The 26,366-nt window shown below is 44.4% G+C and carries 19 protein-coding genes; 5 read left to right on the forward strand and 14 right to left on the reverse strand.

The features are described 5' to 3' along the window. Positions 1-288 precede the first annotated feature (288 nt). From ABDD94_RS20610 to ABDD94_RS20625, 4 genes are all read left to right on the forward strand, one after another. Positions 289-987: a response regulator transcription factor gene (locus ABDD94_RS20610; RefSeq protein WP_345953812.1), complete on the forward strand. Its 699-nt coding sequence runs from the start codon at positions 289-291 to the stop codon at positions 985-987. Next, positions 971-2,326, forward strand: a complete 1,356-nt coding sequence (locus tag ABDD94_RS20615) for a HAMP domain-containing sensor histidine kinase (protein WP_345953813.1) — start codon at positions 971-973, stop codon at positions 2,324-2,326. Before ABDD94_RS20610 ends, ABDD94_RS20615 begins: the two co-directional genes overlap by 17 nt. Positions 2,327-2,424: 98 nt before the next feature. Next, the gene (locus ABDD94_RS20620; RefSeq protein ID WP_345953814.1) at positions 2,425-2,907 is read left to right on the forward strand and encodes a hypothetical protein; all 483 of its coding nucleotides are present in this window, start codon (positions 2,425-2,427) and stop codon (positions 2,905-2,907) included. Positions 2,908-2,925: 18 nt separating this feature from the next. Further along, positions 2,926-3,849: a bestrophin family ion channel gene (locus tag ABDD94_RS20625; RefSeq protein WP_345950212.1), complete on the forward strand. Its 924-nt coding sequence runs from the start codon at positions 2,926-2,928 to the stop codon at positions 3,847-3,849. A 368-nt stretch (positions 3,850-4,217) separates the two neighbouring features. On the opposite strand, the gene ABDD94_RS20630 is transcribed toward ABDD94_RS20625, so the two are convergent. The 9 genes from ABDD94_RS20630 to ABDD94_RS20670 form a co-directional block, all read right to left on the reverse strand. Next, positions 4,218-4,682, reverse strand: a complete 465-nt coding sequence (locus ABDD94_RS20630) for a DUF2569 domain-containing protein (protein ID WP_345953815.1) — start codon at positions 4,680-4,682, stop codon at positions 4,218-4,220. Between the two features lie 81 nt (positions 4,683-4,763). Then, positions 4,764-5,609, reverse strand: a complete 846-nt coding sequence (locus ABDD94_RS20635) for a transglutaminase family protein (protein ID WP_345953816.1) — start codon at positions 5,607-5,609, stop codon at positions 4,764-4,766. Further along, a complete protein-coding gene (locus ABDD94_RS20640; protein ID WP_345950209.1) occupies positions 5,599-6,354 on the reverse strand; it encodes a peptidase in 756 nt (251 codons plus the stop codon). The genes ABDD94_RS20635 and ABDD94_RS20640 overlap by 11 nt, the downstream gene beginning before the upstream one ends. Before the next feature lie 88 nt (positions 6,355-6,442). Beyond that, positions 6,443-7,723 carry a pectinesterase family protein gene (locus ABDD94_RS20645; protein ID WP_345953817.1) on the reverse strand — a complete coding sequence of 427 codons (1,281 nt, stop codon included), beginning with the start codon at positions 7,721-7,723 and terminating at the stop codon, positions 6,443-6,445. 356 nt (positions 7,724-8,079) lie between these two features. Next, a complete protein-coding gene (locus ABDD94_RS20650) occupies positions 8,080-10,251 on the reverse strand; it encodes a glycoside hydrolase family 3 C-terminal domain-containing protein (protein ID WP_345953818.1) in 2,172 nt (723 codons plus the stop codon). A gap of 41 nt (positions 10,252-10,292) precedes the next feature. Then, positions 10,293-11,156, reverse strand: a complete 864-nt coding sequence (locus ABDD94_RS20655; protein WP_345953819.1) for a glycoside hydrolase family 16 protein — start codon at positions 11,154-11,156, stop codon at positions 10,293-10,295. Between the two features lie 115 nt (positions 11,157-11,271). Then, positions 11,272-12,654, reverse strand: a complete 1,383-nt coding sequence (locus tag ABDD94_RS20660) for a PKD domain-containing protein (RefSeq protein ID WP_345953820.1) — start codon at positions 12,652-12,654, stop codon at positions 11,272-11,274. 37 nt (positions 12,655-12,691) lie between these two features. Further along, positions 12,692-14,263 carry a RagB/SusD family nutrient uptake outer membrane protein gene (locus ABDD94_RS20665; RefSeq protein WP_345953821.1) on the reverse strand — a complete coding sequence of 524 codons (1,572 nt, stop codon included), beginning with the start codon at positions 14,261-14,263 and terminating at the stop codon, positions 12,692-12,694. Positions 14,264-14,273: 10 nt separating this feature from the next. After that, a complete protein-coding gene (locus ABDD94_RS20670) occupies positions 14,274-17,381 on the reverse strand; it encodes a TonB-dependent receptor (protein WP_345953822.1) in 3,108 nt (1,035 codons plus the stop codon). A gap of 304 nt (positions 17,382-17,685) precedes the next feature. On the opposite strand from ABDD94_RS20670, the gene ABDD94_RS20675 reads away from it, so the two are divergent. Further along, positions 17,686-20,571, forward strand: a complete 2,886-nt coding sequence (locus tag ABDD94_RS20675) for a triple tyrosine motif-containing protein (RefSeq protein ID WP_345953823.1) — start codon at positions 17,686-17,688, stop codon at positions 20,569-20,571. Between the two features lie 59 nt (positions 20,572-20,630). Here ABDD94_RS20675 and ABDD94_RS20680 read toward each other — a convergent pair whose 3' ends face one another. The 5 genes from ABDD94_RS20680 to rocD form a co-directional block, all read right to left on the reverse strand. After that, the gene (locus ABDD94_RS20680; RefSeq protein WP_345953824.1) at positions 20,631-22,355 is read right to left on the reverse strand and encodes an ATP-binding protein; all 1,725 of its coding nucleotides are present in this window, start codon (positions 22,353-22,355) and stop codon (positions 20,631-20,633) included. A 9-nt stretch (positions 22,356-22,364) separates the two neighbouring features. Next, the gene (locus ABDD94_RS20685) at positions 22,365-22,679 is read right to left on the reverse strand and encodes a circadian clock KaiB family protein (RefSeq protein WP_345950200.1); all 315 of its coding nucleotides are present in this window, start codon (positions 22,677-22,679) and stop codon (positions 22,365-22,367) included. Positions 22,680-22,709: 30 nt separating this feature from the next. Continuing rightward, on the reverse strand, positions 22,710-22,988 hold the full coding sequence (gene kaiB, locus ABDD94_RS20690) for a circadian clock protein KaiB (protein WP_345950199.1): 279 nt from the start codon (positions 22,986-22,988) through the stop codon (positions 22,710-22,712). Positions 22,989-23,003: 15 nt separating this feature from the next. Next, the gene (gene kaiC / locus ABDD94_RS20695; RefSeq protein ID WP_345950198.1) at positions 23,004-24,734 is read right to left on the reverse strand and encodes a circadian clock protein KaiC; all 1,731 of its coding nucleotides are present in this window, start codon (positions 24,732-24,734) and stop codon (positions 23,004-23,006) included. 233 nt (positions 24,735-24,967) lie between these two features. Then, on the reverse strand, positions 24,968-26,206 hold the full coding sequence (gene rocD, locus ABDD94_RS20700; RefSeq protein WP_345953825.1) for an ornithine--oxo-acid transaminase: 1,239 nt from the start codon (positions 26,204-26,206) through the stop codon (positions 24,968-24,970). Positions 26,207-26,366 lie beyond the last annotated feature (160 nt).

A 26,366-nucleotide genomic window follows, 5' to 3' on the forward strand; every position in this document is an offset into this window, starting at 1 on the left:
TACGTAAAGGGATTATTTATTGGTTATTTAAGATCGTGAATATAGTGCAATTAGACCAAACAAAGGGGCAATTAGTGTGTAAAATACACCATTGTTACACAAGCAATTCATGCCGGTGTATAGTATAGTAATACACGTGCCTGCGGCTATCATTGAGTAAAACCTTTACCTTAATAAAGCCGTAATTAAATAGCAACATCGTCAGCTTTCTTAACAGTTTTTAATGTTTAGCGTTTAAGTTTGTTTAGATACCTATTATTAACCCGATAGCTTTAACACATTACCCTTATGGCCATTTTAATTATTGAAGACGAACCCAATGTTGTATCTGTGATTAAACGCGGCCTGAACGAGTACGGCTTTGACACAAGCGTAGCTACCAATGGGCTCACCGGCCTCCAGATGGCAACCGAGCATCAGTTTGACCTAATTATACTGGACGTAATGTTGCCTGGCATGGATGGCATACAAGTATGCCAGCATATTCGTAAAAACAACACGCAGGTACCTATATTAATGCTTACGGCGCTCGACTCTACTGAAAATATTGTAACCGGACTGGATAGTGGCGCCGATGATTACATGGTGAAGCCCTTTAAAATTATGGAACTGGCAGCACGACTCAGAACACTGTTGCGTCGTCGTAACGGCGATCAGTCCGTAAAAAGTGTTCACAGAATAGCCGATATAGAAGTAGACACTGATGCCAAGACTGTAACCCGCAATCATACACCGCTAAGCCTTACCCCCACTGAGTACAGGCTTCTGGAATATTTTATTAAAAATCAAAAAAAGGTACTTTCACGCATTCAGATACTGGAAAGCGTTTGGGATATAGATTTCAATTTAGGCACCAACGTAGTAGATGTGTATGTAAATTATCTGCGCAAAAAGTTGGATAAAGACAATATCAACCGATATATACACACTATTTTTGGCATGGGCTATATGATGAAAGACACAGAGCAGCATGAAAATTCAAAGTAAGATAACCCTACTTTTCCTGGCGCTTTCAACCGGTATTTTGTTACTCCTTAACGCTTTTATCCTATATTTTGAATACCAGTTTAATTATGAAGACTTTTTTAAACGACTGGAAGCCCGCGTAAATATCAACTCACAGGTACGGCTTTTTCCCGGCGAAGAAAGCCGCGCTTACCAGGAGGTACGTAACCGGTATTTAGAAAAGCTTGATCACGAAAAAGAAGAACTCATCAAAGCCTCAAACGGAACATTTGACACGAAAGGCTTACCCTCCGCTTTTGTTGCCGAAATACTGGCTAAAGGGCGTGCACGTTTTAAAGTTAAGAATAAATTTTTTGCAGGTAAGGTTATAGTCCAGGGAAAGGATAAGTATCTTGTCATTGTATCGGCCCTGAATCCTTACGGTTTGCGTGAGATTGGCGAACTGCAAAAAATATTGCTTATCGGCTTTTTTGGCTCACTGGTCATCGTATACTTTGTGGGCAAGGCGTTTTCTTATTATACTTTTACACCTATACGCAAACTTACCGACAAAGTAAAAAGCATCACATCTGATAATCTGCACCATCGCCTTGATGAACCACAGGGCAAGGATGAAGTTGCCGAGCTAACCCATACATTCAACAACATGCTCAACCGGCTGGAAACAGCCTTTTCTACGCAAAATAACTTTGTGAGCAATGCCTCGCATGAACTGCGCACGCCACTAACTATTATCAACAGCGAAATAGAGCTTGCCTTAAATAAAGCCGACTTAAACGCAGCGCAGCGTCAAGTGCTCCACACCATCAATAGTGAAACCGATAAGCTAATACAAATTTTAAACAGTTTGTTATTGCTGGCGCAATCGGGCTTCGATGGCAAAAAGCAAAATTGGCAAAGCATACGCATGGACGAGCTGATTTGGATGTCTATTGAGTCGGCCAAAAAAATCCATCCAGATAGCAACATACAAGTCGATTTTTCGGCGCTTCCCGATAATGAAGATATGCTGCACGTATCGGGCAATAGCAATTTGCTCCGACTGGCCGTCACAAACATTATCAGCAACGCTTGTAAATATTCACATAACGAGTTGGTAAACATTAAGCTATCTGTGCAAAACAAACGTATCGTTATCAGCGTAACCGACCAAGGCATTGGCATTCCCTCTACAGAGGTCCAGCATATTTTTGAACCTTTTTTCAGGGCATCCAATACGCACGATTATGAAGGTCATGGCGTGGGCCTGCCGTTAACCTTAAACATTATCAGGCTACATAAGGGCTCTATCGGCATTCGTACGGAAGTGGATAGCGGAACGGAACTGCAGGTATTCCTCCCAATTGAGACAGCAAGTTAAAACTCTAATGAGATTTTAATAACTCTCTTAAAAGTTATTAATAAGCGCGGGGTACAATTGTATTACATCAATTGTAACAACCAAAGATATCAATAACCATGAAAACATTGCTCATTCCTACCGATTTCAATTTAAAATCGTTGAACTGCGTACCAGGATTGGCACGTCGTTATGCGCCTGAAAAGGTAAATATTATTCTGGTTCATATGATGAAAATTACGGATAATATACAGGAGCTACTGATGTTATCCCGCCGTTCTACCGACTATCAGCACATATCAGAAGACTTTTATAATACTTGTACCGAAATGAAGCGTAGTAACGCGGCTATTAGTAGTATTAAAGTAGAGTTTTTTTACGGGAGCACGGTAGCCGTTTTTAAAAACTTTTTAGAAGCACAGGAAGTGGATGCCATTGTGATGCTCGAGAATTATGAATACCGCATGCTCAACAAAAATAGCATTCAACCCTCATTGCTGGTTAGCCGTAGCGGTTTGCCATTAATACATACCGATTGCGCTACTACTCCAAAGCTTACAGTTGTAAAAACCGACGAGGCACTGGTTGAAGAAAGTGTATAACCCTTAAATATTACTGTTATGTTATTAAAAAAGAACATCCCTATCAGTTACGTTTTCGGGAAAATTAAATTAGAGTTGATTCTGGTTAGCGTTTACTCCGTTGCGGTGTATTTTGCGCATACTTACTTTGCTTTTTCGGGCGTATCGGTACCCTTGGCCATACATGGCATTTTAGGTACCATTATCTCCCTGCTGCTGGCATTCCGCTCTAACCAGGCCTATGACCGCTGGTGGGAAGCCCGTACCCTGTGGGGTGCTATTGTAAACGATTCGCGCTCGTTTGCACGCCAGGTGCTTACCTACATCGATAATTTATACGATGACAATGATAAGCACGACATGAAAGAGCGTCTTATTAAACGCCAGATGGCCTGGTGCTACAGCTTAAGCCAGCAACTTCGTGGCCAGGATGCACACCAAAGCCTCCATGAGTTTGTAAGCGATGATGAGCGCCAGGCGCTTGCCAACCAAAATAATGTGCCACTGGCCTTAATGGAACAGCACGGTACCGACCTGCGCCTGCTGCTGCGTATGGGCTGGATTAACGAGTACCAGCAGGTATGCATGGACGAAACCCTCACCCGCTTTTCGAATGCCATGGGTGCTTGCGAACGTATCAAAAACACAGTGTTCCCGGTTACTTACAGTGTATATATTCATTTTCTGGTACTGCTGTTTGTAATGCTGCTACCGTTTGGCCTTATTGAGCACTTCGGTATTTTGCAAATACCGCTGGTAGTGGCCATCGCATCTTCTTTCTTTTTGATTGAGAAAATGGCTATTCATCTGCAGGATCCGTTTGAGTGCAAACCAACCGACACACCAATGACCTCTATTAGCCGTAAAATTGAGCAGGATTTGCGCCAGATGCTTAAAGACGAGCGGCCTGTTAAAACTGATGGCGTAGCCATACCGCAGAATACGATGTTTTATATCTTGTAGTTTTGTTTAAGTTCAGTGTTTGTTTGACCCGGAGCCGTTCCGTTTTTACGGGCGGCTCTTCTTTTTAATTACCACTGAAAAACAAGTTGAACGGGTATTGGATCCGATGCTGGCCGCTTGTTGAATAGCACCGACGAGCAGTATTATAAAAGTTAGTGACAAATCTTATTGGTGAGATTAACGCTGTTATAGCCACAACCTACAACGCATAAACGTTTACGGAGTGTTGTATAGTGCTCCTTAAAAGCTTGCAAAGCTGTAAAATAGGCGAATTATAGTTGAATAAAATCTTCAATGCTATGCCAGCCTCATTTCAGCAACTCAGGAATAATTGATCCGTCATCAAAGTTTTCAAACAACTTTCTTTCTTAGATACTGCTCTCCTCCGCTTGTTCAATCCCGTCATGAGCAGGCTTTTCTTGCGTTGTGGCAGGTTGCTCATAGGCATAATTGCTGGCAGGATAAGGAACAATAAAAGTGCGGTGCACACGTGCTGAGCGCTGGAAATAAGGTATCCAGATGGATGCGGCTAATACCGCCCTAAAGATGCCCGACCCACCTTTGTCATCAAGCGAACCATACCCAATCATGGAGGCAACGGCATAATCGGCAATGGTAAACACCAGTACAAAAATGTATAACCCGGTGATATAATTAGGCAAAATATCGCGCCTGTTAACGAGCAGCACAAAACAGAATGCTGCATAACACAGCAAAAACACATTACCTACAGCTTCAAAAACCAACAACGCTCCTAGAGACCAATCACTTTTTGAAGCCATAGTATGCCATTGATTAAGATTTAAAAAATCGTTGTTAATTAATACAGCCATTATCAAACGATATTAGACATGAAAAGCAAGTAGCTAACTACTTTTACTGGAAAAACGCTTATGGTGAAGTTTAGTAAGCCATTACAAATAAGTTAGCCCCATAGGGTTGTTACTATCGTAATACACTGGCTCAAAATTTTCGTCGGCCAGTTCGCAGGAAGCAGTTATGGTTAGAAAGTTAACCTGGCCAAATATGGTAGCTATGGCAGCATCGGCAGCGTCGCGGCCGGTAGCTATTTTAACCAAGCCGTTAAGCGGCACCAGTTTAGTGGCATCAAATATTACCCATTCGCCGCCCATAAAGGCTTCAAAACAGGCATGAAAATCGGGTGGGTTAAGCTGATAGGCATAGCCGGTGAAATAACGGGCCGGAATATCGAGCGCGCGGCAAAGCGCTATGCCCAAATGTGCAAAATCCCGACATACACCGGCCTGCTCGGTAACGGTATCATATGCTGAGGTTTGCGAGTTGGTAGAACCGCTCAGGTACTCTACATTGCTGTGTATCCAATCGGTAAGGGCCAGTACCTTCTCGAAGGCATTATTTATTTTGCCAAACTTGTTATGGGCAAACCTGAATAATTTATCGGACTGGCAATAACGGCTTGGGAAAAGGTAAGGCAGCACAGAAGTGTCCATTTGCATAACAGGCACGTTGGTTAACAAATTACCCTCCGTTTGCTTAAACGACGTATCAATAACGGCATTATAGGCAATATTTAACTTGGCCGGCTCGGTAACCTCCACCCGTATAAAACGGTTTTCGGCATGCTGCGGCGTAAGTTCTTCTATTTTATGGTAGGGCTCGATCAAAAATGATTCTTCGAGCACGGCCTGGGCCTGGGTACGCAAGGCATGTATATTGAGAATAAACGTGGCTGGCGCTAATACGTCATACCCCAATGTTCCCGCTACTCTAAATTTCATTATCCGCCTTTACAATATTATTTTCCAGCTTACTAAACGCGGTATCAATCCATTGGTTTGATATGTTATTCAGCGCATTTTTTAGTTCCTGGTGCCACTGTGCCGACACGCTTTCAAGGTCGGTGCTTTCATAATGATAATCAACCATATTAAAACTGTCTTTCTGGTACAGCGCCACATCAATTGGAAAATCCACATCGGCAGCGCTAATGCGGGTAGAATCAAAAGATAAAAAGCCCGCTTTAAGCGCTTGCTTCATACTGGTGTCTCCCCTCAGGATGCGATTTAGAATAGCTTTACCTTGCGCAGCGTTGCCAATAATAACGTATGGCGCACCCTGCCCCAGTTCTACCCAGTTACCTTCCGGGTACAGTTGAAACAGCTTGTGTTCTTCATCGTCTTTCATCTGTCCGCCTATGATGGTGTTAAGGTTAAATTTAAACCCGGCCTTCTCTAATGATTCGCGGTCTTCTTCGGCCACCCGTTTCACCTGCTCACCAAAAGCATTTACCACTTTGTACAGCTTATTGTATTGCTGCAGGTTGCTATCCAGCAATTCGTCAAAATACACAATGGCCTTATCGCGCACCGATCGCAGACCGCTGGTCATGATGAACAGCGAACAGCACTCCTTTTGCAGGGTGGTGAGTTTCTTTTTGGTGGTTACATCAGTCCCCGAAGTGATGCGGGTATCGGCAATGGCAACCAAGCCTTCTTTTACTTTAATGCCTAGGCAATAAGTCATGATCAGTTTATTTAATTAGGGCTGTTAAGCACCGCAAAGTAGCTTAAATTCATATGCCAGCAAAGCAAAAAAAGCTCGCAAGTAGTTTTCAGTCCTTTAAACGCAGGTTGGCATACCTTATAGTTGTGCTGGGTTTTGAGCCGAATATGCTACCTCCCTGCACCTCAATACCAACCGGTGCATCGCCTTTGTCTATTGGAGAAAAAGTGATAACGTTGGTACCGTTGATGGATGTCCACTTTAAAGATTTGCCTTTTACGGTTTTCAATACTGGTTTTCCCCGCACGGTAACCGGCTCCGAAAACATCACTTGCACGGTACGATAAGGAGAGCCAAACTTTACTGCTACAATTTTAGGCTGCGCAGTTGTCTCCGGATTCCAAACGCCGTTAAAGGTCCATTCAGCCGTTATATCAGCCGGCTTAGGTGCGCCGGGTGCCTGGCTCAGGTTGTTGGCATGCCAGGGTTCGTCGCCACCATCTTTATGGCTATTGTAAAAGTATGCCCTGCGGCCGTATCTAAACTCTTCGGTTAGTTTAGCGGGCGCATCGTCATCGCGGATGTTGGTAGTGCTGTCAGAAAACCGGCAGCCTATCAGATAAAATTGTGCATCGCGTGGGTAACGGCCCAGTGAATATTGATGTGCACCCTTGAACGATGAGTTTTTAACAACCAGTTTTTTGCTGGGATCAAGGTCACCATCGTGCCAAAGCGCAGCGCGTGTATCAACCTCGTAAAAGGTAGAATTGGTTACATAGCACCAGCCACGGGGGCACAGGTAATCAACGTTGCCCTCAAAATGGCAGTCGGCATGGTAATAATAGCCGCCGCCTACTGCCCACAGTGCCACGGTATCATTTCCATTGGCAATAAAATCGCAGCCCTTGGTAAGCACAAATGAACCACGCCCGTACAGTGCGAATGTATGCCGCCGTTGCGGGTAAGTGTTGGCTATGGTAAGGTTTTCTAAGATAACCCCATCGCCAAAAATATTTAGTACCCCACGCGATGGCTGCTCCACCCCGGCAGGTATAGAAAACTCAATACGGGTTTGTTTGCGGCTTTCGCCTATCAGTGTTATGTTAGGCCGGTTAATGGTGAGCTTTTCATTATATACTCCGTTTTTAATATAGATGATAATACGATGCGTAGAGGCATTGGTTATGAATGACAGCGCCTCGGCAATGGTTTTAAAATTGCCTGAGCCGTCTTTGGCCACTACATAATCGGGCTTAAGGGTATCAATAGTGCTGATGGGCTTAACGGATGCGTTATAAGGTGTAGCACTAATTGCCCATGTTTTTGAAAAACACAGCAATAGCATCAACAGCAGAAATATGCCAGTATAGCTTTTTATTATCTTGTACATGAAACAGGCTTATAATGCTGAAAGTTAGGCAATAAATTGACTAGCTGTAAGCTTCCTACTAGTCAGAACAGACTGTTTGATGAGATAATATAAAGATATGATAAGATGATACAAACCCCTCAAAAGCGAAGAAGTGCATTGACCAATCACTGTTTAATGCACCTCTTCAATACTTGTTGTTATTTACTTTAAGCTTAAAGAAGCCTAACACAACTGTTTAGGATTTGTAACAACCACACGAAGCTGCCATTACAGTAAGTTTTTACAATACTGATCTAATTGATTTATAATGTTTTTTAAAATAAAAACGCAGCCCTTGCAGGCTGCGCTGTTGTAAAGCAGAAATAGAAAAAAGATTATAAAGTTGCTACTGCGGTAAGCTTAATATCTCTTGATGATGCACCTACCAGTATATTGTAGTTGCCTTTTTCGAGCATCCAGTTATTGGTTACATCGTTAAAATACTGGAAAGCATCAGCGTTGAGGCTTAGGGTTACCTGCTTTTTCTCCCCGGGCTGCAAAAACACTTTATCAAATGCTTTCAGCTCCTTTTCGGGTCGGGGTAAAAGGGATTGCTGCTGCTTTACGTAAACCTGTGCAATTTCGGCACCTGCTTTTTTACCCGTGTTGGTAACGGTAAAAGTAACGGTAGCCGTGTTGCCCTGTGTTTTAACTTGCAGGCCACTATAAGCAAATGTGGTATAAGATAAGCCGTAGCCAAAAGCAAACTGCGGTTCAACTTTGTAGGTATCAAAATAACGGTAGCCTACATAAATATCATCATTGTAATACACGTTAACGCCATCCTTACTGGCCGGAAACTCGCCTAATTTATGGTCGGGTGCATCGGCCAGGGTTTTAGGGAAGGTCATGGGTAACTTGCCCGACGGATTTGTTTTACCGTAGATAATATTAGCCAATGCCGTACCGCCTTCCATACCGGGGTACCAGGCCTGAATGATGCCGGGGGCATTTTGCGCCCACTGCGTCATATCAATCGGCCCGCCACCTAATAACACCACTACGGTTTTAGGGTTAGCTTTTAGTACAGCCTTAATCAGTTCATCCTGACCGAAGGGCATGTTCATGTCGGGCTTGTCGGTATCTTCTGCATCGTAAGCATTGTCTGCCCATTTGTTGTAATCGTAACCGTGCGTCCAGCCGCCAACTACAATGGCCACATCAGCTTTGGCAGCTGTATTAGCCGCCTCCTGAATCATGCCGGCATCAGCCTTGGCGCCACGCTCAATTTTATAGCCCTGTGCGTACGTGATCTTAACACCTTTGGCAGCTTGCTTCTTCAAACCATCCAGCGCGGTAACCTCGTACAAAGCCTTGATTTGCGAACTGCCGCCACCCAAAGCCTGCGGACGATTGGCATTAAAGCCAATTACAGCGATTGATTTAACTGCAGGTGCCAAGGGCAATATGTTATTCTGATTTTTTAACAACACTATACCTTCCTCGGCAATTTTTTGTGCGGTTTGCTGGTGTTCTTTTGTATTGAAAGTTCCTTTTTTGCGCTGCTTGTCAATCACATGTGTTTTAATCATCACATATAAAATGCGGCGCACCTTGTCGTTTATTAAGTACTCGGGCGTTTTGCCCGCTTTAACCAAAGCTAATACGGTATCGCCTAAAAAGTATTTGCGGTAATCGGGCTTGTCACCTAAGGAAAGATCGGTACCCATTTCAATATCCGTTCCGTTCCATAGGGCCTGCTGTGTATTATGCACAGCGCCCCAGTCGCTTATTACTATGCCTTTAAAGCCCCATTCCTTTTTCAGGATCTGGTTCATGAGGTAGTTGTTGTGCGTGGCCCACTCGCCGCGTACTTTATTGTACGAGCCCATCAGCGTATATACGCCCCCTTCCTGCACAGCGGCCTTAAAACCCGGTAGATAAATCTCCCGTAATGCACGCTCGCTTACTTCTACATTAATGCTGGTGCGTTTGGCCTCGATATTGTTAAGCGCATAATGTTTTACGCAGGCCGATACACCCTGATCCTGCACACCTTTGATGTAGCCCACTGCCAGGCGCGAAATAAGGTATGGATCCTCGCTCTGGTACTCAAAATTACGGCCGTTTAACGGCGAGCGAATAATGTTAATGCCAGGGCCTAAAATTACATCCTTGCCCCGATAGTTAGCCTCGGCTCCGAGCACCGAACCAAAAGCATAGCCCAGTTTAGGGTTCCAGGTGGCGGCTAAACAAACACCGGTTGGCAGGTAGGTACTGGCATCGGCAATACCCATACTGTCTTTATAAGTACGGCCATGCTCCAGCCTTACGCCATGCGGACCATCAGACATTACAAACTCGGGGATGCCCAGCCTTGGTACGCCGCCCGAGGTAAACGATGAGCTGCCATGTATCATGCTTACCTTTTCGGGCAAAGTCATTTGCTTGAGCAGGGCATCAGCTTGTTTAAAAACCTCAGCATCGGTTTGAGCAAAAGCGCCGGCCTGCTGCAGCAATAGCGCCAGCAGTGCCGAGCCTTTGTAAATTAATTTAGTCAGTTTCATTAATAGATTATAGTATCAATAGTTAAGAAAGAAGACAAGATTTATTTGTCGATCATTTTATAAACGCGCACATAATCTACCTCCATGGCTTTCGGGAAAACGCTTTCATCAACACCTTGCGCACCACCCCAGTTACCCCCTACGGCTACGTTTAACAACAAGTGGAACTTTTTATCGAAAGGCCAGGTAGCGTAACCTTTGCCATCGTTTACAAACTCAAATATCTTTTGGTCGTCAATGTATCCGCGTACGGCATAGGGCGTCCAGTCTACCCGGTAAATATGAAAAGCATCAAAAGCATCAACAATTTTTTTAGCATCGCCTTTTTGAGTGCCTATTGCACCGTTATAAGCCTCGGTATGCACAGTGATGTGTACATTAGTAGGGTCATAACCCACGTGTTCCATAATATCAATCTCACCCGATTTTGGCCATTGCCCATAAGCAAAGTCAGTAGGCAGCATCCATATAGCCGGCCACGTACCCCGACCTGAAGGCAATTTAGCTTTAATTTCGAACCGGCCGTATAAAAAATCGCCTTTACCTTTAGTTACCAGGCGGGCAGAACTATAAGCATTGGTACCAGAAGTTTCTTTGCGGGCAGTTATGGTTAATACGCCGTTAGATATACTGGCATTACTGGAGCTGTTGGTATAATTTTGCAGCTCGTTGTTACCCCAGCCTGTACCGCCCAAATCGTAACCCCATTTTGTACCATCGGGCACACCGCTGGTGGTAAACTCATCGGCCCAAACGGGTGTGGTTTCAAATGCCCAGCCTTTGTCGGTAGGCGGACCAGTTACTACTGGCGCAGGATCAGGCGGAAGGGGCTTTAAATCTTCTTTACCCGAGCAAGACATTAGCATGCCTGCCATGATAATCTTTCCAATAATCAAGGTATACATTTTGGAATTTTTTGTTGTACTGAAATTCATATGGTATCTTTTTCTTCACAAATCAAATAGCCGCCACCGGCGCCATAATTAGGCCGCAGCTTGAGGCTGCGGCCTGTAAATCATTTTATAGCAGTTGTATGCTGCCTACATAAAATATGCCCGGTACCTGGTGGCCTTCGCCGCCTAATTGTAATACAATCTGGTCATACAAAGTATTGCTGGCCACACCCGAGAAATCAAATTCAAGCTCAACCCACTCATTAAATTTGGTTACCTGCTTAACCACTTCGGTTTGGGTTTGCCACGCATTGCCACCCATCAATGAGTTTTGTAGTTTTAAGGCTACCTGTGGTTTTAATGTGCCGGTATAATTGTTGAGGCTTGGGAAGAACACTTTAACCCTAAACTTGTTGCGGGTAGTTAAATCGAAACGGTAATCGAAGGTATACTGCAGGTTACCGTACTGGTTAGCATCGCCGGTTAAGCGCTCATAATAAGCTACTTTGGCTGCGGTATTAAGTCCTTTAGGTACCGGATTGCTAAAGTTGGGCTGAAACACTATACCATCAGCCTTCCAGTTGATGGGTTTTATGCCATCAAATTTATCTACAATATCTGCAGCTTTTAACGGCTTTTGTATTACCGGACGCACGAACCCTTTGCGGATCAGCTTCAGGTACCAGGCATTGGCAGCGTTAGCTTTATCGCCAACTTTCAACCACATTTCATCATCAGATATGGATAGGATCTGATATTTGGAAACACCGGTGTAATAGGCTATAAATCCGTTAGTAATGGTCAGGAACTTTTTAGTTCCTTCATCTGTAATAATCCAACTCATGTTTGCTGGCGGCGTGTAATTCAGCGTTACATCGGCACCGGCAGCGCCACCTAAACCGGCTGCATTAGCGCCGTTAACAAAGGTGTTGCCATTATTTGCATAAGTATATTTCAGGTTATTAGCCAGCGTAAAGGTCATCTCGTCGTCGTAAAAGCCTTCAGAGGCTTTTTCATTTGGGCCAGCCTGGTACCACTCCGGAAAATCGGACGTGGCCGGACCAACACCCAAATGACCAGTTGAGACTTTATCAATAACCCAGGTTTTACCTGCTGTATTGTTGGCTCCACCGGTTAAGGAATTGAAGTCGGGCCGGTTAAGCATATCATACCGTGAGTTGGCTATGCGCACGGTTTGTGTGCTGGATACATAGCCACCGCTGGTTAATATCGTTAACTTAACGGTGTACTCTCCGGCCAGGGCGAACGATCCGTTGATTTCCTCACCCGAACCGGTTTGGCCGTTACCCAGGTCCCAAACTGCTTTGGTTACCGGGCCCGAAAGATTTTTAAAAGTGATGATGTTAGCATTTGCGGCTGTTGGCGTGGCCGAAAACTTAACCTGATCGCTGGTAGGCGCGCTACCTAGTTCCGGGTCGTCAACCTTACACCCCATCCAGGTAAGTACCATAAGCAGTACTGCGGCCGATTTCAATAAATATGTCTTCATTGTTCTTGTCTTATATTAAAAGTTCAAAAAACTGATCTTAAAAATTGGGTTTTAATACCGGGCACAAATCGCGCTCGCTTTGCGGTATTGGGAATAAACCGCGGGTGGATTGGTTAAACGTCACGTTAAAGTCAACCTGATCGCCAACATAGCCTGGTCCTCTTTGCCCTTGTATAGTAATAGCTGCATTTGCCACGGCAAGGCCCTGACGCAACAGATCCCAGTATCGGATACCTTCTAAAGCCAGCTCTGCACGGCGCTCCTGGTAAATATTGGCAAGTGTTGCGGGTTTACTACCCAAGCCTACACGGGCACGCACACGGGTTAAATAATTTTGTGCTTGGCTGCCACCGGTAACTACATCAAGCTCTGCAGCCATCAGCAACACATCCGAAAAACGGATAGAGCGGTAGTTGTTACCCCAGTTAAGCTCGGTTTGGCCTGATGTTGGGCGGTAATCAGCAGTAGTTGTATATTTTTTGCTGAAAAAGCCTGTATGCTGGTAACCGGTAGTTAAAGTGCCCGTTAAATCTGTCGCCGTATTCAAAATAGTTGCATCCCTGCGCGGATCATTAGCTTCGTAAGCGTTGTACAGCTGCTGTGTTACCGGTGCAAAGCTCCAGCCAGTAGTATAAACCGGATCGCCGCTTACGCGCGGGCCTTCCATTTGCGGCTGCATGTTGCCTTCGCCACCTTGTATGTAATTCCAATCAAACCACGGGTTATCATTTGAGTACGAAATCTCCCAAACCGACTCTTTGCTGAACTCATTGGCTTTGGTGAAGTTATCAGCATAATTGCCCAGTAAATCATGGCCACTGTTGTTGATGAGGTCTTGCAATTGGGTTAAAACATACGAACCATTTACAGCAACCGAACCAGCCTGCAATTCACCGTTGTAAACACCTTTATAGAACAGGTATACACGGCCCAGCAGGCCTTGCGCCGACCAGCGTGTAGCATGCGCTTTGCTGGTACGCAAGTCCGATTTATCTAATACTGGTATAGCTTCAACCAAATCTTTGGCAATCTGATTAAACGTTGCCGATGGTGCTGCTTGCTCCGTACAATACTCACCTGGTTGTTGTGGCGTTAATATAAGCGGAATATTACCGAACCACTTAGCCAAATCAAAATAAAAGAAAGCGCGTAAAAATTTGCACTCGGCAGCTATTTTGGCTTTAGCAGCATCGGCCATAGGTATATTAGGCAGCTTTTGCAGCAACAGGTTAGCCCGGTAAATACCTGTATAATGGTTACCCCAATATACGCGGGTAAGCGAGTTGGTAGTTAAAATTTTCTGCTGATCAATTTGGATCATATCAGGCGAATCTGACCGGCTGGCCCCGCCTGCATAAGCATCGTCTGATGCAATGTCGGCCATCATAGGATCGGGGCTAAAGCCGCCGCCACCTGCGTTAGTATGCCATTGCAGCGCATCATAAACACTGTTAAGCGCTTCGTTAGCGTCCTTTTCTGTTTTATAAAAATTTTGCTCTACCCGGTTATCTAAAGGGCTTAGCTCTAAAAATTTCTTACAGCCGGTTTGACTTAGTGTTAGTAAGCCGGCTAATATGATGGAGGTTGTATATTTATTCAAGTTCTTCATTATTCAGCAATTAAAAAGTTGCACTTAAACCTAAACGGAACGTACGGGATTGTGGATAAACGCCACGGTCTATACCAATGTCCAGACTTCCACGGGCGCCAATCTCTGGGTCAAAGCCGGTGTAATCGGTCAAGGTAACCAGGTTATCGCCTGATACATAAATGCGCAGGGCCTGCAGCCTAATTTTTGAAGCCAGGTTTTTGCTTATAGTGTACCCTAACTGCAGGGTTTTCAAGCGTACATAATCGCCATTTTCCAGGTACAGGTCTGATATGCGGGTGTAGTTACCATTAGCATCGTTATAAGTAAAGCGCGGATAACGGTTGGTGCTGCCCTCGCCTGTCCAGCGGTTCAGATAAGTGGTTTGCATGTTTGATGACACCAAGTCCTGGCGGCGTATGCCGTTAAAAATCTGGTTGCCAAAGGCACCGGTAAAAAACCCATTCAAATCAAAGCCTTTGTATGACAGGCCAAAGTTAAAGCCTGCATTAATTTTAGGTGTAGGGTTACCAATTTGTGTACGGTCGTCAGGGTCAATCACTCCGTTACCGTTCAAATCCTTAAACCTAACATCGCCCGGTACAGCATCGGGCTGTATGCGTACACCATTACGGCTATAGGCATTTACCTCGGCTACGTTTTGGAAGATACCATCGGTTTGATAGCCATAAAAGTATGAGAATGGCTGGCCAACGGTACTTCTTTGTACTTGGCCGTAAGTGGAAATACCGGCACCGCCCAGTATACCTTCGGCGTTATTAATCTCCGTCACTTCGTTTTTGTTGAAGCTGCCGTTGATACCGGCGTTAACTCTAAACTGACCAAAGTTTTGCTGATAGTTTAATGAAAGCTCTATACCTGAGTTACGCACTGAACCGCCGTTGGCAGTACCGGCCGGCACACCTACGCTAAGTGGGATAGGCACCTGTAATAACCAGCCTTTGGTGGTTTTGATATAATAATCGGCCGTTAAGGTGAACATATTGCGCATGAAGGTCAGGTCTAAACCAATGTTGATTTGTTCTGAGGCTTCCCATTTAATATCGGGGTTAGCAATGTACGATGGTGATGCACCATTGATGTAACCATTGCCCGAACCGTTGTAGTAGCTATAACCGCGACCAACGCCAATAACAGCTGCCCATGGGTAATTACCAATACGGTCATTACCGTTTTGGCCCCATGAAGCACGTAGCTTACCAAATGTCAAAAAGTCATTTTTGGGAATGAAACTTTCCTCGGTAAATATCCAGCCTGCTGATACTGCCGGGAAGTAGCCAAACGGATGATTTTGCCCGAAACTTGACGAACCATCGCGACGAATAGAAGCCGACAATAAATACTTATCGGCATAACTGTAGCTGGCCCTGCCAAACAGCGAGAACAAAGCGTATTCACCAGCACCGCCTGTAGCTTTAGCCGTACCGGCATCAACAGCCAGGTTAAGGTAAGCCATGTTAGGATCACTAACTACCAGGCCGGTGTTAGAACCATATAAACCTTCCGAATTTTCGCGACGCCAGGTATTACCGGCAGTTAGGGTAAGGTTATGTTTATTAAACGTCTTGGCATAGGTCAACACGTTTTCCTGAGCCCAGGTATAATAGCGATCTACTCCTTTTGATACGCTTGAGTTAGTGCTTTGCTGTGCGGCATTCAGGTAAAATAGCGGGGTATAATTGTTCGTATTTACGTAAGCTAAATCAATACTGAAGGTTGATCTTAGAACTAAGCCTTTGATCAAATTCAGTTCAGCATAGGTATTGCCAACCACCTTATCAACCCGGGTACGGCCGTTCGTAACGGCGAAACGGGCCAGCGGGTTAACAATCTCCTGGGTAATGTAAGGCGATATACCATAAACTTGACCGTTTGCATCTCTTACTAAATTAGGTGATGCATAACGCGGAGCTGATAAAGCGGCGGGGTCTGTTTCTATTACCGGTGTGATTGGGTCAAGGTTGAGCGCATTGCTCAGTACGCCGCCAAACTCCTGGTTAGGATCAATAGACGTACGGTTAATGTGTGAATAGGCTACGTTAGCGCCTACTTTCAGAAAATCCTTAACCTTATTATCGGTATTAGCACGGAAAGTGTAGCGTTTAAAGTTTGATTTATCGCCGCCTACTATACCTTTTTGGTTAAATAAGGAGAAGTTGATGGCGTAGTTGTTCTTGTCAGTGCCGCCGTTAACACCTATCTGGTGGTTGTACATTGGCGCATTCTTTTCAAACAGCGCTTTTTGCCAGTCGGTGCCGGTACCGGCGGGGTATTTGCTCAGGTCGGTAAAAATGGGAGAGCCACCACCGTTTATAGAGCCCTCGTTCTGCATTACTGCATACTCCCGTGCATCGAGCATGTTTAGCTGGCGCCACGGGTTTTGTATACCGTAGTAACCATCATAAGTAACGCGGCTGCGGCCATCTTTCGATCCGCTTTTAGTGGTAATTAATACCACACCGTTACCACCGCGAGCACCATAAATGGCTGCCGAGGCAGCGTCTTTTAGCACATCCATAGATTGAATATCGGCAGGGTTAAGGTAATCAATACCACCTACCTGAAAACCATCCACAATGTAAATGGGAGATGCATTACCATTGGTTCCAATACCGCGTATGCGCACGGTAGGTTCATCGCCCGGCTGGCCAGACACGTTGGCTACCTGCACGCCGGCAACACGGCCTTGTAAAGCCTGTTCAACGCGCGTAATAGGTGTTTGCGTAATCTGATCTGGCTTTACCGATGATATAGCCGATGTTACATTACGCCTAACCTGCGTACCGTAACCTATTACTACTACATCACTCAATGCAGTGGCTCTATCAGTTAATACGATTTGTATAGGGCTGGCAGTATTTACAGTGTACCGTTGGGTTTCATACCCTATACCACTAAACACCAACACAGTGCCTAAATGTGGTATACGTACGCGAAACTCGCCGCTTGCGCCGGTGGCTGCACCGCCTGCTCCGCCCTCAATGGCTACGGTAATTCCAGGTACCGGAGAGCCGTCGCTCTTTTGAGTTACCGTTCCTGATACCTGAAGGTCCTGAGCCTTAAGCCCAAATGCCGACAACAGGAAAAGCATAAAAAAAAACGTAATTTTTCCTTTCATAGAAAATCGTAAATGGTTTATAAAATTGGTTTAACTGGTTAACAGGCATGGGGCCTGTTTATTGATGAAGCAAATATATAGGGCCATTTAACTAATACGCTATTTTGCCATCCTATATAACCTATACAAGTATGCAGTAACCCCCTCTAACTCCCCTACTTTGCCACTACAAGCTTAATAATTTAAGAACACAAACCACTGATTATTAACATATTCATATTTTGATCTGCACCTACACACCAAAAAGACAAATTTCATAACCTTTGTAGGTATTATTCGGCGTTTTTATAGCTTTACTGCATTAATGAAAGAAGCAATACTAACCATTTTCACCTGCTTTTCATTCCTATTATTGTACGCACAAAACCCCATTGGGCTGCCGCAAATTGTAAATTATTCTAATTTGGATTACAAGGGCGGTATTCAAAACTGGGCTATTGATCAGGATAAGGATGGAAGGGTATATTTTGCCAATAACGAAGGGCTGTTATCTTTTGACGGTAAGCACTGGAAACTTAACCGTTTGCCTAATAATACAGTAGTTCATGCTTTAAAGGTAGATGCAAGCGGAAAAATTTACGTGGGTGCTCAGGATGAGATAGGCTACTACCTGCCTGATAGCCGTGGAATATTAACCTATCATTCGCTAAAACCGCTTATGCCCGAATCGAGCCGGCAATTTGCGGATATTTGGAATATTTGTCAGCAGGACGGCGCCACGTTTTTCCGTACGGTTGAGAAGATATTTTATTTGAAAGACGGAATTGTAAGCGTTTTTAAAACGAACAACGAGTGGACGTTTTTAGGTTCGGCGCAAAACCAGGTTTATGCTCAGCAGAAGCATGAAGGGCTTATGGTGTTTAGAGAAGGCACATGGCAAACTGCCTGCAGTGCCCCGATTTTAAAAGAAGGCATTGTTACAGCAGTATTAGATTATGCGCCCGGTACCTTGCTCATTGCCACGCTTAAAAACGGGCTTTTTCTGCTAACCGGAAACCAGCTTATACCTAAAAATACCGAGGCCGATCAAATTTTCAATACCAGCTATATTTATTGTGCTATTCCGGTAAATAGGGAATGGTTTGCTGTTGGAACCACTACTTCTGCCTGTTATATCATCGACAGAAACGGCAAAGTCATACAGCATTTCTCGAGCGACGAGGGGTTACAGAAGAACTACATTCGAAACCTGTTTACCGACCGCGCCAAAAACCTTTGGCTGGCGCTGGATGACGGGATTGATTTTATTGCATTTAACAGCGCCATAAAGCAGATCTTTCCTGATAATAAAAAGCAGATCAGTAGCTACACTTCGTATATTTTTAACCAGAACTTGTACGTAGGTGCATCAAACGGCTTATTTCACCTGCCCATTAATAACAGCATTAAAGACCTGAGTTACTCGCGCGGCGAATTTAAAGAAGTAAGCAACCTTAAAGGGCAGGTGTGGGGTTTGCGAGAAATTAATCACCAGTTGTTATTAGGGCATGAGGATGGCACTTTTAACGTAGAGCAAAACCAATTAAAACCGGTTAATCAATCTATTGGCACCTGGTTGTTTGAACCCATATCGCCCATTGAGCCATCGCCCGATGCTTTGGCTGGCACTTACGAAGGTTTGCAACTATTGCATTTTGACAAAGGCACCTTTGTAAACGCCGGACCTATTACGGGGCTGGATAAAATTTCTCTGCGGTTTATGGCTTATGACCACAGCAACAACATTGTGTGGTCATCGCACCCATACCGTGGCGTGTTTAAGTTGAACCTTTCGGCCGACCATAAACGCATCCTTAAGAGTAAACTGCTTACTGTTAAGGATGGGTTGCCATCAACCCTAGGTAACTATCTTTTCCATATCAAAAACCGGATTGTAGTGGCTACCCTTAAAGGCATTTATGAGTATAACGACCATACGCAAAGGTTTGAGCGCTCCGCTTTCTTTTATCCGTATGTAAAAAACACTGCCCTGCATTATTTGAACGAGGACCGGGCCGGCAACGTTTGGTTTGTAAACGAGAAAAAGCTGGGTGTTATTGATTTTTCGACTAATAAGAACCATCCTACGGTAGTTTATTTTCCGGAGTTGACATCTAAACTCGTATCTGGTTTCGAGCATATTTATCCGTTTAACCAGCAAAATATATTTGTGGGTGCTAACAAGGGAATTTACCACATTAACTTTTTAAAATACCGCGAGCAGAGCAAGCAATTGAACGCGTTGCTAACTCAAGTTAAAATATTTGGTAAAAAGGATAGCATTGTATTTGGCGGATACAGCAACGGCAACATCAGCCAGGTAAAATTACCTTATGATTTAAATTCGCTGCAGTTCGAGTTCTCATCAACCCTGTATGAGCAGCAAAACACTATCGAGTTTAGCTACCAGTTGAGCGGATTTGATAAAGACTGGTCGGCCTGGAGCACCAAGGCAGAGAAAGAGTACACCAATTTGCCACCGGGTAAATATATTTTTAAAGTAAAGGCGCGTAATAATTTAGGTAACGAATCGAAACCGATTGAGCATTTAGTAATCATTGAACCGGCCTGGTATCAAACCTGGTGGTTTTACCTGTTTTGTGTGTGCATAGCAGCCGGATTTATGTATCTGCTAACTAAACGGCAGCAAAAGCAACACGTACAAGAGCAAGAAAAACTAAAATATCTGCATCAGCTGGAGCTGGAACACAACGAGCGGGAGATTATGAAGCTGCAGAACGAAAAGCTGGTGGCCGATGTTGTTTACAAGAACAAGGAGTTGGCATCAACCACTATGCACCTGGTGCAGCGGGGTAAACTGCTGGCAAAAATTAAAGAGGAGTTGCTGCCTTTAGCCAACAGCAGCTCGGGCGATAAAGCTGCCGAATTTAAAAGGGTGATTAAGCTATTGAATGAGGCAGAAAGGAATGATGCCGACTGGGAGCAGTTTGCCATTCACTTTGATATGATTCACTCTAACTTTCTGAGCCGCCTGAAAGAGCGGTTCCCGGATCTAAGCCCGAATGATCTGAAGCTTTGCGCCTACCTCAAAATGAACCTTACCTCCAAAGAAATTGCGCAACTGATGAGCATTACCATTAAAGCCGTAGAAGTGAGCCGATACCGTTTACGTAAGAAAATGCAGATACCATCAGACGTGCCACTGTTTGATTATCTGATTAACGCTATTAATTATAATTATCAGGAATAAAAGAGGCAGTTTATTAAAAAGCTTTGTTGATATCAAGTAAATGATTAACTCATTATTATTTAAGCATTAATGAGCGGCAGCGTGAACCAAAAGGTACTTCCGTTACCATACTCGCTTTCGGCCCCGATCTGGCCATTGTGCCTTTTAATAATCTCAGAACAGATATAGAGGCCTAGGCCCAATCCTGAGTATTGTATACCGCTGTTGTCAACCCGGTAATAGCGGTCGAACAAGTTGGGCAGCTTTTCGGGCGGAATACCCGGACCTTTATCAATTACGGACACCTTAGCCATCGAACCCTGCTTCTCCAGGTTTATGATGATTTCCTTAGCATCAGGTGCATATTTAATAACGTTATTAACCAAATTGGTGATCACTTGCTCAATTTTATCTGCATCGGCATATGCCTGCAAATCTTTATTCCCAGTTACAACCACCTCATGCCCTGCTTCTGTATGTACATTTTGGCAGCATTCGGTAACCAGGCTGCTTAGTGCAACGCTGCTTTTATTTAAGTGCAGCTGGCCTTCTGTCATTTTAGTGGTGTTGAGTAAGTCGCTGATCAGCACACTCAACTTGTTCAAGCTTTTATTAGCCTGATCTATTAGTACGGGCAGCATTTTAGGTGAAGGGTTATCCTTCATGCGTGAAAGCAATTGCAGCGATGCCTTAAGGCTGGTAACTGGTGTACGTAACTCGTGGCTGGCTACACTTATAAATTCATCCTTATTCTGTATGTTTTTCCGGCGGATGCTTACATCCATAAAGGTACCTATGCCCCCAACAATGTGCCCGTTATCGTCACGTAAAGGTGCAGCATTAATAGAGATGTAAAAACGCTCACCTTCTGGAGGCTGCACAGCAATCTCCTGATCAAAAAGAGGTTCACCTGTACGCATAATCACAGCCATGGGGTGCTCCCCGTCTGGCAATGGCGTACCGTCAATTCTTAAATTCTGCCACTTCGGATCGTCATAAGTTCGTTTCAGAATTTCATGCTCCTTTACGCCTAATATTTTTTGCGCCATGGGGTTGGCGTAAATTAATTTACCTTCAACGTCAATTATACCTACTCCCTCGGCCATTGTTTCGAGTATGCGGCTCAACTGTTGCTGGTTGCTGCGCAGCTCTTCCTCCACCCTGGTCTTCTCTTCTATATTTTTTTCGAGTTGGCGGGTACGCTCTTTAACTGTATGCTCCAAAGTGGCATTTAGGTGCTGCGCCACTTTTTGTGCCTCTTCCAGTTCAGCATTTTTTTGTTTGAGCAGCTTTTGTGTTTCCTTTTGCCCGGTAAGGTCGGTTATGATAATGCTTAATGCTAAGCCTTCATCTAAATCGAGCGTTTTAAGCGATAACAAAACCGGTAGCTCGGCACCATCGGCAGCAAGCAGGGTAAGCTCATCTTTAATATTATCCGCCCACGCTTTGGCAATAAGCTCCTTGCATTCCAGCTGGCAATCGTCGGTAACGTAACTAAAGAATGATTTACCTATTACTTTTTCAAGCGGAGAATTTACCAAGCCGGCAAATTGCGAATTGCTATATAATATATTACCGTCGGTGCTTAGGGTTACGGCACCCTCAGTCATTTGTTCAATAAAAATACGGTACGTTTGGTCGGCACTTTTGAGGGTGTAAAGTTGATGCCCGTCGTTAACTTTTACCACCAAGGCATCAATCTCCCCCGACCTGATGGCATCAATGGTATCAGTAGCTTCTTCCAGCTGTATGCGCAAATCGCTCAGCTCATTTAAAAGTTCCTGGTATGACTTTGAAGTTTCCAACTACAAAAATTATAATAGTCCCAGTCCGCGTAGTACCCTATCTGTGTCAGACATATCTCCAACCAGGCGTCTTTTGGGAATGGGTGTTTTTTTAATTAACATAGGCACGGCCGTTACGTCTTCGCTTTGTACCAGCAACGGTTGCTGATGCACATCTACTATGTCCAGTTCGTATCTGCCTTTCAGGTGTGTTTCGAGTATAGCATGCAGATTATTTATGGCGCGAACAGAAACAGGAGATGTTCCGGCTACAAACAAACGCAGTACGTAAACCGTATCCTCTTCTTTTCCCCAATCGTAGGATAAGTCCCCATCATTAATCATTGTACTGCATATAAAAATCGCTTCTATAAATTATCTGGGGCGTATATCTAAACCTACCAGCACCTTTTCTTTATTAGAAAGGTCGCCGATTATTTTACGTACCGGCTCCGGAACCTTTTTTACAAGGGTAGGTATAGCCAATATCTGGTCGCCCTCGGCCAGTTGCGGTTGCACAAGTAAATCAATTACCTCAATGGTGTACTGGCCAGCTAAATGTTCCTCGCAATACTTGCGCAAGTTGTTCAGTGCCGTAACCGATTTACTCGTCTTCCCTGCTACATAAAGCCGCAGTTCATAAATTTGTTCCAATGTTGCTGCTAATTATTATTTTCCGGAATCGGGTTTATTCGTTCCCCGCCTAATATCGGTAACCTTTTGGCGATTTTGTTCCAAAATTTCCTTCTTCAGATCTTCTTCAATATATACTTTGTTTAACTCTTCTTCAGTCGACTCAAATTCTGTTTTTAAGCTATCAATTTTTGCTTCAAGCACTTTGCGTTTTCTTAACAACTCGCGGTCTTTTCGGGTAATAGCATGTGTATGCAGCATTTGGCCGGTTTCTTCTAACAGCATCTGCGCTTCGCGGGCCGAGCCGGTTAGCACGCCATCGGGGCCCAAATACACATCTACCAGGTCAAGTCCTTCATCGGTAATAATAAACTCACGTACTTGATTAGAGTGCTGCATCCCTCTCGATTTCATGATGTGTAAACCGCGGTTACGTTCGCCGTTCATTTCAATATCTTTAATGAGCAGCCAGGCATCCACTAATGAGGATACACCTTCGTCGGTTTGCTCATTAACAATGGTGTTTAAAGTTAGCGCCGTAAACATTACTGTTATCTGCTCTTCCTGTAAAAAGTCTATCAACCGTACCAGCATCGATTTTACGTCGCTTACGGTACCCACGGTAATCAAATTGGTAATAGGATCGAGCACTACAATTTGCGGCTTATACTTCCGGATGGCTTTATGAATAGCCACCAGGTGCATTTCTAAACCGTACATAGTTGGTCTTGATGCATAAAACTGCAACAAGCCGTTATCAACATGGGTTTGCAGATCCATGCCTATAGATTGCATGTTACGTATAATTTGCCGGGGCGACTCCTCAAAAGCAAAATACAAGCAGCGTTCACCGCGCTGGCAGGCCTCATTTGCGAAGCTGCAACCAACGCTGGTTTTACCGGTACCTGCCGTGCCCGATACCAGTATGCTGCTGCCGCGGTAAAAACCACCTTTGCTCAGCATACCATTTAGCGCGTCTATACCTGAACTTACAGTTTCAGATGATACTTTTTTATTTAAAAGCAATGAGGTTACAGGCAATACAGAAATGCCCTCTTCATCAATTAAAAAAGGATATTCATTAGTGCCATGTACCGAACCCCGGTACTTAACAATACGCAACCGCCGCGTTGATATTTGGTTGATAATGCGATGATCGAGCAGGATTACACAGTCTGACACATATTCTTCAAGGCCCTGGCGGGTCAGCGATTCGTCGCCACGCTCGCCTGTTATGATAGCTGTTACCCCTTTGTTCTTTAACCACTGAAATAGCCTTCGCAACTCGGCTCTCAAAATAGCCTGGTTAGATAGGCCCGAAAACAGATTTTCGATCGTATCGAGCACCACGCGCTTAGCGCCAATACTGTCAATTGCATAACCCAGGCGTATAAACAGGCCTTCCAGGTCATACTCGCCGGTTTCTTCAATCTCGGCACGGTCTACATGTATGTAGTCAATTTTAATCTTCTTCTCTTCCTGCAGCTTTTTTAAATCAAACCCCAAGGAGGCTACGTTGGTAGCCAGCTCATCAGCTTTTTCTTCAAAAGCAATAAACACGCCCGGTTCATTAAACTCCTGCGCGCCTCTTACAATAAACTCTAAAGAAAACAATGTTTTGCCACAGCCCGCGCTACCACATATTAAAGTTGGCCGGCCGGTAGGTAATCCCCCTAAGGTAATCTCATCCAATCCGCTTATGCCGGTGGGTGTTTTAGGTAAATTAATAATGCTATTATTTAAATTATCGGACTGAGAAACGGACATGATTACTTGATAAGTGTGTACAAGGTACTGCTTTTTATCTCAATAAATTAATTTTGCGCTTATTTAAAGTATATTATTGCGCACAAATATTATCTAAAAAGATAGCAACACAAAGTACAAAAAGATTCATTTGCAGGCTTATACTCTGTAAACACACCCCAAATAACGCACAACACCAAGTTGTAAATTCAACTTCTGGCGAGTTAAACAAGTAAGGTTTACATGCAGCTTCTTTAGTTTGTAAGCTTTGCTATGGTTTGCTCAATTATAGCACAGCATTCATCCATTTGCACAGCATTTATTACTAACGGCGGCGAAAAGCGTATGGTGTGGCCATGAGTTGGTTTTGCCAGCAAACCGTTATCACGTAGGGCTAAGCATACGTCCCAGGCAGTAAAGGGTAGGTTGTCGGCAATATCAATTGCATTAAGTAGCCCTCTTCCTCTAACTGCTGTTACTACTGCGGGGTACTTAGCTTTGAGCTGCTCCATGCGCTCCCTGAACAGTAAGCCAAGGCTGTCAGCATTTTCAGGTAAAGTTTCATCTACAATTACCTGCAGTGAGGCTACACAAACTGCCGCCGCCAAAGGGTTACCACCAAAGGTAGAGCCATGCTCGCCCGGGCGAATGCATAACATAATATCATCATTAGCCAAAACGGCCGATACTGGCAGCACACCACCAGCCATGGCTTTGCCCACAATCAGCACATCGGCATGTACATCATCATAATAGCTGGCCAGCATTTTACCTGTACGGCCAATACCGGTTTGTATCTCATCGGCCATAAGCAGTACATTATATTGCCTGCATAGGGCATGTACAGCGGCTAAATAACCTTGTTGCGGCACAATTACGCCCGCTTCGCCCTGTATGGGTTCTACTAAAAAAGCACAGATGTTAGGATTGCTTTTTAAAGCATCTTCAAGCGCCTGCAAATTATTGTACGGAATAATGGTAAAGCCTGGCAGGTATGGCCCAAACTCGTCTTTAGACTCGGCACTGTCTGAAAAGGAAATGATACCGGTTGTACGCCCATGAAAATTACCAGACGCTACCAGTATATCAGCTTTGTTATCAGCAATCCCTTTGTGCTGATAAGCCCATTTACGCGCCAGTTTAATAGCGGTTTCAACGGCTTCAGCGCCAGAGTTCATGAACAGCGCCTTATCATAATCAAACAAACGGCATACATATTCTTCTGCTTTTCCTAACTGGTCGTTATAAAATGCCCGTGAGGTTAGCGTAAGCTTTTGCGCCTGGCTTATTAGCGCATTGATAATTTTAGGATGGCAATGACCCTGGTTAACTGCGCTGTAGGCCGACAGGAAATCGTAATACCGCTTACCATCTACATCCCACAAATACACCCCCTCGCCACGTGAAAGTACAACGGGCAGCGGATGATAGTTATGCGCGCCGTAGCGCTCTTCGGTATCAATGTATTGCTGGGTATGAGATAGAGTAAGCATAGGGCCAAAATATTAATTTACGTTATAAATAACGATAATGAGTACGGATTATTTATCCTGCTGTTAGCCCCCAAGGTAACAAATCTGTAAGTGATAACCCATTGCCCAGCCAAAAAATAGTAATTTACCTATATTGCGTGGTCTAAAAAGCTTACTACAT

Source organism: Mucilaginibacter sp. PAMB04168, from assembly GCF_039634365.2.
In the GTDB taxonomy this organism is placed as follows: Bacteria; Bacteroidota; Bacteroidia; order Sphingobacteriales; family Sphingobacteriaceae; genus Mucilaginibacter.